This window comes from Acidisphaera rubrifaciens HS-AP3 (genome assembly GCF_000964365.1).
GTDB lineage: Bacteria > Pseudomonadota > Alphaproteobacteria > Acetobacterales > Acetobacteraceae > Acidisphaera > Acidisphaera rubrifaciens.
The window spans coordinates 1-3,519 of the sequence record NZ_BANB01000616.1; the positions used below are offsets into that span (position 1 = coordinate 1).

Below are 3,519 nucleotides of genomic sequence, written 5' to 3' on the forward strand. Positions count from 1 at the left end.
GTGGCCGCCGCGGCGCCCGCCAGCACCGGGCGCGCGACGGCCAGGATCGCGACGACACCGCCGAACGCCGACAGCATCGCCGCGACATGCAGCCCGCGCAGCAGGATCAGCACGCAAGCGCTCACCGGTGACGCCGCCGCGGCGTCAGCCGGCCACCGTGAAGGTGTAGCTGCCCTGCGTCTTGTGGGTGTCCACCGACGTCGCGTGCCAGGTCACCGTGTAGGTGCCCGGCGAAAGCGTATGCAGCGGCACGCTGAGCGTCTTCGGGTCATCGCCGACATGCTGCGGCGTGTCGAAATCCACGCGCTTGCCGTGGGCGTCGGTCACGGCGATGGTGCTGAAGCGCGTCTCCACCGCCTCGGAGAACGTCAGGGTGACGACCGGCGGCGGGATCGGCTGCTTGCTGCCCGCCGGCGGATCGGCCTGACGCAGCAGCGCGTGCGCTTGGCCGGGCGAGGCCGTGAGCAGGATCGTCGCCGCGAAGCCGGCGGCGAGGAATGAGCGTCTTTGCATCGTCGTCCTCATGGGAAAATGGGCCGGCCGAGACTGTCGGGGAACAGATCGTCGAGGAAGAAGTGGACCTGCATGGTGAAGCCGACATTCGCGCCGGCCGCGGTGTTGAGCGGGATCAGCGCCTCCAGCCCGACCTGGTAGCTGTCCGCGAGATAGATGCAGCCGGGCGCGAGTTGCAGGGTCATCGGATACCCATTCGCCGGCGCGTTGGCCGGTGAATAATAGGTAAGCTCCACCAGCGGGATCAGCCGGTTGACGAAGTCGGGCAGACCGAAATCCCGCACCTCCGTCTGCAGGTACGACATGCTGTACTGAAACGACAGCCCGCCCGTCCAGCCGCCCGGGGTTCCTCCATTGTCGAGCGTGCTGTCGAGCCGCCGGTCGGGGATCACGTAATTGATCTCGCCGCTCAGCGCGAGCGGCCGCAGCAGCGGCACCGGCAGGAACCCCCCGCCCTGCCCGAAATAGAGCGAGGGCACGGTCGAGCCGAACGTGTCGCCGCCCACCGCCTGCGTATGGCTGCCGCCGGCGAAGACGCGGATCACGCCGAGCGAGACGACGGATTCCGTATCCGCGTCGGTGATCGCCTGCCATTTGGCGGTGATGGCGACATTCTCGAACCCGGTCCGCGTCTTCGCCCCGCGCTGGCTCAGGATGTCGTAGCCCTGATTGTAGATCAGCGCCGTGTTCGGGGTGATCGTCTTGTCGTATTCCCACTGCACCGCATACGCCTCCGCCCCGTCCGAGCCGGGCGCGAGCGTGACCTGCGGCAGCGTCGCCTCGTCGGCGGTGCCGGGATCGTCGAAGGTCAGGGTGACGGGAAAGACGCGCGGGCCGACGATGACATGCGCGCGCGCGCCTTCGGGCGCCGCCACGAGGGCAGCACCCAACCCCGCCGCGAGGGCGGTTGTCCTGTACATGGAAAAGCTCCGTGGTTGAGGTCGGGGACGACGTCAGACCAGGAGCGCGGGCGGGCCTCGGGGCGGATGAAGGGCGGCGGGGGGCGCCGGCGGGCCGGTGGCCGGCGGCGGCAGCACGGGCGGCACGTAGCGGACCGCGACCGGCACCGGCAGCAGCGGCGCGCCGGCGGTCATGACAGGCGGGGCGTGGCAGCACAGGCAGCGCGCGCAGTCGAGCAGGCAGCCCGGCGACGGCACGCCGGACTTGCCGTCCCCCGCATGGCCGCAGATCGGGATCGCGAGGCCGAGCACCGTGACGCCGGCCCCGCCGGACCCGCCGCCGCTCACGTTCCCGCTTGGCATATAGGCGCCGGCCGACGCCTGGGCGATCATCGCCAGCGCCGCGATCACGGCGCCCGCCTGCCGCCACCACGCCATCAGACGCAGAAGCGGCGGGGGCCCAAACGGGCGACGATATGATCGGCGCGCTATCACGCGGCGCAGGCTATGCGCGGCCGTGGTAACGTCAAGCGCTAATCGGACGCACCGACACGACACGAGGAGCCACCGTGGCCAGACCCATCCCGACCACCGACACGCGCCGCTACACCACCGTCGCGATCATCCTGCATTGGCTGATCGCGCTCGGCATCCTCGCCAACCTGGTGATCGGCTTCGTGATGTCGAACGTGACGATGGCGACCATGACGAAGTTCCGCTGGTTCCAGTACCACAAGTCGGTCGGCATCACCGTCCTCATGCTCGCGGTGCTGCGCGTGCTGTGGCGGCTGGCGCACAAGCCGCCCCCGCTGGTGCCGATGCCGAAGCTGGAACGGCAGGCGGCGGAAGGGGCGCATGTCGCCCTCTATCTCTTCATGCTCGGCATCCCGCTGACCGGCTGGATCACCGTCTCGGTCGCCAAGCTCGACATCCCGACCGTGCTGTGGGGCGTGATCCCGTGGCCGAACGTGCCGTTCCTCTCGACGCTGCCGAATAAGAAGCCGGTGCACGAGGTGGTGGCGACGCTGCACGGCTGGGGCGCCTATGTGCTGTTCGGCCTGATCGCGATCCATGCGGCGGCGGCGCTGCGCCACCACTACCTCAAGCACGACGCGACGCTGTGGCGCATGCTGCCGCTGGTGCGCCGCCCGCTCGCGGTCGCGGCCCTGGCGGCGCCGCTGCTCGCCCTGCCGGGCACCGCGCGGGCGACCGTCTGGACGCTGGACGCGGCGCACTCCACGCTCGGCTTTACCGGCAGCCAGTCGGGCGATGCGTTCCACGGCCGCTTCCAGCGCTTCACCGCGCGCATCGACTTCGACCCGGCGCATCCGACGGACGGGCACGTTCTGGTGAACGTCGACATGACAAGCGCCACGACCGGCGATTCCGACCGCGATTCCCGGCTGCCCGATCCCGACTGGTTCGACGCGTCGAAACACGCGACCGCGACCTTCGACGCCTCGCATTTCAAGCCCCTCGGCGGCGACGCCTATGCCGCCGTCGGGACGCTGAGCCTGCGCGGCATCACCCATCCCCTGACCCTGCCGTTCAAGCTCACCGTCAACGGCGACACCGCGCACGCGACCGGCACCGTGTCGCTCAAGCGCGACGATTACGGCGTCGGCCAGGGCCAGTGGGCGAGCGGGGAGTGGGTCGCGCTCGACGTCGCGGTGACGGTCGACATCACGGCGACGCGGGCGAAGTAAGTCGGCGGCCGGTGCCCGCCGTCAGTCGCGCGGCCCCGCCGGCGCCGCCGGCTCGGCGGGCGGCGGGGCTTTGTTGAAGTCGCTGCTGGTAACCAGGTCGATCAGCACGGCCTCCGCCGCGTCGCGCGCGAAGCCTGCGGCCGTCGCCTCATCGAGCAGGCTCCGCAGGCGCCGGCGCAGCAGATCGTGAAGCGGGGTGTCACTCATGAAGCGCGTTCCTTTTCCTGCCCGCGGTTGAGTTTCCGGGCGCTCTCGCAAATGCGCTCCCGTCGTCGGTCGTCACCCATGATCGAGTGGGTGGCCAGCAGCGGCCTCCCCTACCGGGACACTCTCAGCGGTGCAGGCGCGTCGCGGATGCGGAATTTTTCTCTAGAGCGGTAGCCGATCAGTCTGGATCGTAG

At 70.0% G+C, this 3,519-nt stretch carries 5 protein-coding genes; 1 reads left to right on the forward strand and 4 read right to left on the reverse strand.

Going from position 1 to position 3,519, the window contains the following annotated elements:
- Positions 1-144: 144 nt before the first annotated feature.
- From B8460_RS22180 to B8460_RS15400, 3 genes are read right to left on the reverse strand one after another with little or no spacing between them, the layout of a single operon-like run.
- Positions 145-513 (reverse strand): copper resistance CopC family protein, encoded by a 369-nt coding sequence (locus B8460_RS22180; RefSeq protein ID WP_048862492.1) that lies wholly within the window; start codon positions 511-513, stop codon positions 145-147.
- An 8-nt stretch (positions 514-521) separates the two neighbouring features.
- Positions 522-1,433, reverse strand: a complete 912-nt coding sequence (locus B8460_RS22185) for a hypothetical protein (RefSeq protein ID WP_158322909.1) — start codon at positions 1,431-1,433, stop codon at positions 522-524.
- Between the two features lie 33 nt (positions 1,434-1,466).
- On the reverse strand, positions 1,467-1,823 hold the full coding sequence (locus tag B8460_RS15400; protein WP_158322912.1) for a hypothetical protein: 357 nt from the start codon (positions 1,821-1,823) through the stop codon (positions 1,467-1,469).
- A gap of 158 nt (positions 1,824-1,981) precedes the next feature.
- Here B8460_RS15400 and B8460_RS23465 point away from each other — a divergent pair, with 158 nt between their 5' ends.
- Positions 1,982-3,118: a YceI family protein gene (locus B8460_RS23465; protein WP_158322914.1), complete on the forward strand. Its 1,137-nt coding sequence runs from the start codon at positions 1,982-1,984 to the stop codon at positions 3,116-3,118.
- A gap of 21 nt (positions 3,119-3,139) precedes the next feature.
- Here the strand turns inward: B8460_RS23465 and B8460_RS15410 are convergent, their stop codons facing one another.
- Positions 3,140-3,325 (reverse strand): hypothetical protein, encoded by a 186-nt coding sequence (locus B8460_RS15410; protein ID WP_048862495.1) that lies wholly within the window; start codon positions 3,323-3,325, stop codon positions 3,140-3,142.
- Between the last annotated feature and the right edge of the window lie 194 nt (positions 3,326-3,519).